At 75.2% G+C, this 5,957-nt stretch carries 8 protein-coding genes; 5 read left to right on the plus strand and 3 right to left on the minus strand.

Annotated elements, in window-relative coordinates:
* The 5 genes from AC2W7J_RS14775 to AC2W7J_RS14795 form a co-directional block, all read left to right on the plus strand.
* Positions 1–1,073: TadA family conjugal transfer-associated ATPase (locus AC2W7J_RS14775; protein ID WP_485983308.1), on the plus strand; the 1,073-nt coding region annotated here is incomplete at its 5' end.
* Positions 1,074–1,470: 397 nt separating this feature from the next.
* Entirely contained in the window at positions 1,471–1,749 is a 279-nt protein-coding gene (locus AC2W7J_RS14780; RefSeq protein ID WP_485983310.1) for a hypothetical protein, read from the plus strand.
* Positions 1,746–2,300, plus strand: a complete 555-nt coding sequence (locus tag AC2W7J_RS14785) for a type II secretion system F family protein (RefSeq protein WP_255184366.1) — start codon at positions 1,746–1,748, stop codon at positions 2,298–2,300. Before AC2W7J_RS14780 ends, AC2W7J_RS14785 begins: the two co-directional genes overlap by 4 nt.
* 249 nt (positions 2,301–2,549) lie before the next feature.
* Entirely contained in the window at positions 2,550–2,741 is a 192-nt protein-coding gene (locus tag AC2W7J_RS14790; RefSeq protein WP_485983312.1) for a DUF4244 domain-containing protein, read from the plus strand.
* A gap of 19 nt (positions 2,742–2,760) precedes the next feature.
* The gene (locus tag AC2W7J_RS14795) at positions 2,761–3,093 is read left to right on the plus strand and encodes a TadE family type IV pilus minor pilin (RefSeq protein WP_485983313.1); all 333 of its coding nucleotides are present in this window, start codon (positions 2,761–2,763) and stop codon (positions 3,091–3,093) included.
* Positions 3,094–3,446: 353 nt separating this feature from the next.
* Here AC2W7J_RS14795 and AC2W7J_RS14800 read toward each other — a convergent pair whose 3' ends face one another.
* The 3 genes from AC2W7J_RS14800 to AC2W7J_RS14810 are packed head-to-tail and all read right to left on the minus strand — an operon-like array spanning position 3,447 to position 5,866.
* Entirely contained in the window at positions 3,447–3,830 is a 384-nt protein-coding gene (locus AC2W7J_RS14800) for a DUF1304 domain-containing protein (RefSeq protein ID WP_255184363.1), read from the minus strand.
* A 10-nt stretch (positions 3,831–3,840) separates the two neighbouring features.
* A complete protein-coding gene (locus AC2W7J_RS14805) occupies positions 3,841–4,383 on the minus strand; it encodes a hypothetical protein (RefSeq protein WP_485983315.1) in 543 nt (180 codons plus the stop codon).
* 19 nt (positions 4,384–4,402) lie between these two features.
* The gene (locus AC2W7J_RS14810) at positions 4,403–5,866 is read right to left on the minus strand and encodes a DEAD/DEAH box helicase (RefSeq protein WP_485983317.1); all 1,464 of its coding nucleotides are present in this window, start codon (positions 5,864–5,866) and stop codon (positions 4,403–4,405) included.
* Positions 5,867–5,957: the final 91 nt, after the last annotated feature.

Below are 5,957 nucleotides of genomic sequence, written 5' to 3' on the forward strand. Positions count from 1 at the left end.
GGCGCCGCTGGCCGAGCGGGTGCTCGGACTCGCGTCATGAGGTGGTCGAGCGCCATAGACGCCCAGGTCGAGGCGGGGCGCGCTCCGACCCGGGCGTCATCGACGAGGTCGCCCGCAGCGAGGCGGTGCGGCTCGGCAGCGGCGGCGCCCGGCGGCGGTCGGGGGAGCTGCGCGCCGATCTCATGGGTCTGGGGGTGCTCGACCCGCTCGTCGAGGACGAGCGGGTGACCGACGTCCTCGTCAACGGCGACGGGTCGGTGTGGGTCGACCGGGGAGAGGGCGTGACCCGGGCCGACCTCGACGTCGGTGACGCCGACGCCGTGCGACGGCTGGCGACCCGGCTCTCGGCGACGGCCGGCAGGAGGCTCGACGACGCCCAGCCCTGGGTGGACGGTCTGCTGCCGCGAGGGATCCGCCTGCACGCGGTGCTGCCGCCACTGGTGGCCGGCGGCGCCCACCTCAGCCTGCGGATCCCGCGTCACCGCGGCGGTGGGCTCGGTGCGCTCGTCGACCTGGGCATGGCCACCCCGCAGCAGGCCGACCAGCTGCGCGATGTGGTCGCCGAGCGGCGGGCCTACGTCGTCACCGGGGGGACGGGCACGGGCAAGACCACCCTCCTGGCGGCCCTGCTCGCCGAGGTGCCTGCGGCCGAGCGACTGGTCGTCGTCGAGGACGTCGGCGAGATCCAGGTCGGCCATCCGCACGTCGTGCGGCTGCAGGCGCGCTCGGCCAACACCGAGGGCGCCGGCGAGGTGACGATGGTCGACCTCGTGAGGCAGGCCCTGCGCATGCGCCCGGACCGGCTCGTCGTCGGCGAGGTGCGCGGAGCAGAGGTGCGCGACCTGCTGCTCGCGCTCAACACCGGCCACGAGGGCGGCTGCGGCACGCTGCACGCCAACCGTGCCGAGGATGTACCGAGCCGGATCGAGGCACTCGGCGCGCTCGCCGGCATGGGCCGCGAGGCCGTGCGCGCCCAGATGGCCAGCGCGCTGGAGATCGTCGTCCACCTGCGACGGGTGGGCGGACGCCGGGTCGTCGACTCCATCGGTCCGCTGCCGGGGGTGGGCGCATGACGCTCGCCGTCATCGGTCTCGTGCTCGCGGCCGCCCTCGTGTGGCCGGGGCGTCAGCAGCCCGCGTCGCTGAGCGGGCCGGCGGGTCGTGGTGCGGGCGCGCCCTGGCGCGCGCGGCGCGTGAGGGGACGGCTGGCGGACCTGGAGTCGATGGCCGCCGTCGCCGACCTGCTCGCCATGGCCCTGCGCTCGGGAGCCACACCGGTCACGGCGGTCGCCGCCGTCGTCGGCCGAGGCGCCGACCCGTGGCACGGGGTGCTCGAGGAGGTCGGCGACGACTGCGCCGGGGGAGCCGCCGGCGGGGTGTGGCGACGCCATGCCCTGCACCACCCGGAGCTGCGTCCCGTCGCCGGCGCCTGGTCGCTCAGCGAGGCCTCGGGGTCGCGCTCGCGCCCTCCATGGCGACGAGCGCACAGGTGCTGCGCGCCCGCGTGCAGGCCCGCAGACGGCTCGACGCCGCGACGGCAGGCGCCCGTTCGACGATGCACCTGCTCACCCTGCTGCCCCTCGTCGGTCTGCTCGCCGGGCTCGCCTTCGGGCTGACCCCGTGGGAGGTCTACGGGCACAGCGCCCTGACGGTGATCAGCGCGGTCGTGGGGTTGGGCCTGACGGCCGCCGGGTGGCTGGTCTGCCGGTGGCTGCTCGCACGCGCCGTCGCCCCGCGGGACGAGCGATGACGCTCCCGGTGCTGCTCCTCGTCGTCGCGGCGGTCGTGCTGTGGCCGTCGCGGTCGCGGCTGGTCGACGTGCGCCGTCGCGAGGTGGACCGGGCATCCGCGCAGGACCCGCCGCAGCCCCTGACCGTCGACGACGTGGCCGACGCGAGCGTCCTGCTCGCCCTGGCCCTGCAGTCCGGTCGAGGTCTCGTCCAGGCCCTCGAAGAGGTCGCCGACGTGGCGGCGGAGGGAGCCGCCGCCGATCTGCGCAAGGTGGCGGCCGCCCTTCGCTGGGGGCGCCCGATGGGCCGGGCGTGGGGCTACGCACGCCGGGTGTGGGGGCCGACGGCCACGGCCTTCGTCGTCGCCGATGCCGTGGGAGCGCCGTCGGCATCGGTGCTGCTCGACGCGGCCGCGACCCTGCGCGACACCGAGGCGCGTCGTCTCGAGGCGGCGGGAGGCCGGGCCGCGGTCATGCTCGTGCTGCCGCTCGGGCTGTGCTTCCTGCCCGCCTTCATCGCCACGGCCGTCGTGCCGGTCGTCGTCGTGCTCGTCGGCACCCAGCTCGGTTGAGCCTGCGCGCCGGGCTTCGCGCCGCGGGTAGGTCGGTCGGCGCATGTGACCGGCCGCGACGGAGCAGCCTGTGTCGAGGTGATTGCGTGCCGATGATCCGGTCGGGACCACCTCCACCCGTTGTCCCCAGGCCACCCCCACCGACGGGCGCAGTCCACAGACTCCCGATGCCCCTCCCGCGGGACCGCCGCCGGGCGAAGGGTGGAACCACCGCGGCACACACGGTGCCGCCGACGGGAGGAGAGTCCCATGAAGAGGTCCATCGTCCGGTGGGGGCACCGGGCCCGGCTGGCGTGCGAGGCGGGCATGACGACGGCGGAGTACGCCGTCGGCACGCTCGCCGCGTGCACCTTCGCCATCGTGCTGCTGGCCGTGGTGAAGTCCGGGGGCATCAAGTCGGGGCTGTCGGGTGTCATCCTCGAGGCGCTCGGCATCCGCTAGGGGCGTCGGCGACGCGGGGATGGTGACGGCGGAGCTCGCCCTCACCCTCCCCGCGGTCGTCCTCGTCCTCGTCATCTGCCTCTCGGCACTGTCCTGGGGCGTCGACCGCGTGCGCTGCGTCGACGCCGCGCGGGTGGCCGTGCGCGAGATCGCCCGCGGCGAGAGCACCGACCGGGCCCTCGGGCTCGCCGAGCGGACCGCACCCGACGGGGCTGCGATCGACGTGTCCCGGTCCGGTCAGGACGTCTCGGTCACGGTGACCAGCCCGGCACCCGCGGGGCTGGGCTTCGTGGCCGACGACAGCACGTGCTCGTCGACGGCACGGGTGGAGTCCGTCGATGCGCCGGCATGACGACGCGGGGAGCTCGACCGTGCTGTCGCTGGGTGTCATCGCCGTCGTCCTCACGGTGACCGTCGCCGCGCTCGCCGTGCTGAGCGCGGTCCGAGCCGCGCACGTCGCCCGGTCCGCCGCCGACCTCGCGGCCCTCGCCGGGGCGATCGACTACCAGGAGCGGTCCCGACCCCGCCGCGGCGTGCGCGGAGGCCGGTCGGGTCGCTGGCCTCCACGACACGGCCGTCCGCTCGTGCCGGGTCACCGGCGGGGGAGACGTGACGGTGACGGTGGCGGCGAGCATCCCCCTTCGCCTCGGTGGGGCGGGGCCGGAGACGGCCGAGGGGACCGCTCGGGCCGGGCCCGAGCAGGCCTCAGAGGACGAGGCCGGCGACGACCAGGACGATGCCCACCGCCGGCAGGGCGCCCTGCTTGACGGCGGCAGCGGCCTTGTCGGGGCTCGAGAGGAGCAGCACCAGGCTCGCGGCGAGCATCGAGACCGTGCCGGTGAGCACGAGCGTCAGGCCGACGGCGTCATGGCCCAGGGCGTGGACGACGATCCCGATGATGACGGCGACCGCGAGGAAGAGGTTGTAGAAGCCCTGGTTGAAGGCGAGCTCACGCGTGGCCTCGGCCTCCTCGGCGCTCGTGCCGAAGACGGCCCGGGCGCGGGTCGTCCACGCGAAGGACTCGAGGTACCAGATGAAGACGTGAAGGGCGGCCGCGAGTGCTGAGAGCACCAGGCCGACGAGGATCATCGCGAGCCCGTCAGGGGCGGGGATCGCGACGGATGGGGCGGGTCGCGTCGTCGACCGGTCCACCGTCGCGCGCGATCGGGCGGGTGGCGTCGTCCGCGGGAGCGCCCCGAGCGGCGTCACGGGTGCTGATCCGCTCGGTCGGCGCGTCGAGCGTCGGGTCGTGGCGCTCCGCGACCGCAGCCCGCTCGCGGGCGATGTCGGTCGAGACGCGCTGGTCGTCGAGGGCGCGCTCGCGCTCGCGCAGCTCCTCCTGGTGGGCGGCCTCCTGCTCGGCGAGGCGTCGCTTGGACTCGGCCTCCTGCTCCTTGCGCAGGCGGCGCTGCTTGGCCTTGCGGGTCAGCGCTGCCTTGATCATCACCAGACCCAGCCAGAGGAGAAGCATCGTCAGCATGCCGGCGATGACCAGGGTCAGCGGGTTGAGGTTGATCGTCACGCCGTCGAAGAGGCGGATGTCGACCTCCTGCCCCGAGACCTCTGGGGCCCGGGTGCCGAGCAGCAGGGCCGCGCCGATGGCGACGGCGACGAGCACGAGGATGAGGCCGAGGATGACCATGGGGGTCCTTTCGGGGAGGTCAGCGCGAGCGCGACGACTGGCGGTTCTCCACCTTATGGCCGAGCGAGGTCAGGAGCAGGTCGAGCAGGGCGACCGCGCCGCGCGCGTCGAGGGGTTCGTTGCCGTTGCCGCACTTGGGGGAGACGACGCAGGCCGGGCAGCCCCGGCCGGCGCACCCGCAGCCGGCGATCGTCTCGCGGGTCATCGCCAGCCACGGTCCGATCTGCTCGTGCGCCCGGCCGCGAAGCCCGCCCCGCCGGGCTGCCGTCGTAGACCATGATCGTCGGCAGCCCGGTGTCGGGGTGCAGGTCGTCGACACCCCGCCGATGTCCCACCGGTCGCACGTCGCGAGCAGCGGGAGCATGCCGATCGCCGCGTGCTCGGCGGCGTGGGCCGCCCCGGCCACGTCGACGTCGGCGACGCCGGCGGCGGCAAGAGCCTCGGGCGTCATCGTCCACCAGACCGCCCGGGTCGACAGGGTGCGCTCCGGCAGGTCGAGCGGGTGCTGGCCGATGACCTCGCCGCCCGGCAGCCGGCGGAGGAACCCCGTGACCTGGTGCCGCACGTCGACCCGGCCGAAGGAGACCCGCACCGGCCCGTGGTCGACGCCGGACTCCTCCGCGACGATGTCGAAGGAGGACACCGACTGGGCGTGCGTCGACCAGCCGGGGTCGCCGGGCACGACGGTGGCGGTGGCCTGCTCGAGGTCGAGCTCGGTGACGACGTAGGGCCGCCCCTGGTGGACGTGGACGGCCCCGGTGTGGACCTGCGAGTGCGCCGACGACTCGTCGACCGTGCCGATGACCCGGCCGGACCGGCCCTCGACGATGCTCACCACCTCGCCGATGCCGCGCAGCGAGACGTGCTCGCCGGGTCGGTCCGGGCGGGTCCAGAACCAGCCACCTGGCCGCTTGCGCAGCAGCCCCCGCGCCACGAGCACCTCGAGGACACCCTCCAGCCCCGGGCCGAACCACTGCTCGTCGTCGCGCGTCACCGGCAGCTCCGCCGCCGCGCAGGCGACGTGCGGCACGAGGACGTGCACGTTGCCCGGGTCGAGCACGCTCGTCTCGACCGGCGCGTCGAAGATCGCCTCCGGGTGCTCGACCACCCACGTGTCGAGCGGGTCGTCGGCGGCGACAAGCACGGCGAGCGCGTCCTGGCCGTCACGCCCGGCGCGCCCGGCCTGCTGCCACACGGAGGCGAGCCGGCCCGGCCACCCGGCCATGAGGACGGCGTCGAGGCCGGCGATGTCGATGCCGAGCTCCAGGGCATTCGTCGCGGCCAGCCCGAGCAGGTCGCGCTCCCGCAGCCGACGCTCGATGACCCGACGCTCCTCGGGCAGGTAGCCGCCGCGATAGGCGGCGATCCTCCCTTCGTCCGTGATGCTCACCTGGCGGGAGGCGGCCGAGGCGAGGGCCTCGACACCGGCCCGGGAGCGGGCGAAGGCGAGCGTCTGCACGTCGCGGCCCACGAGGTGCGCCATGAGGTCGGCGGCCTCGGTCGTGGGGGAGCGCCGCGCTCCCTCGTCGTCCTCGGGGCGGCTGCCACAGGGCGAAGGTCATGGCGCCGCGCGG

It is taken from the genome of Janibacter sp. CFPM2_SD2, assembly GCF_057364645.1.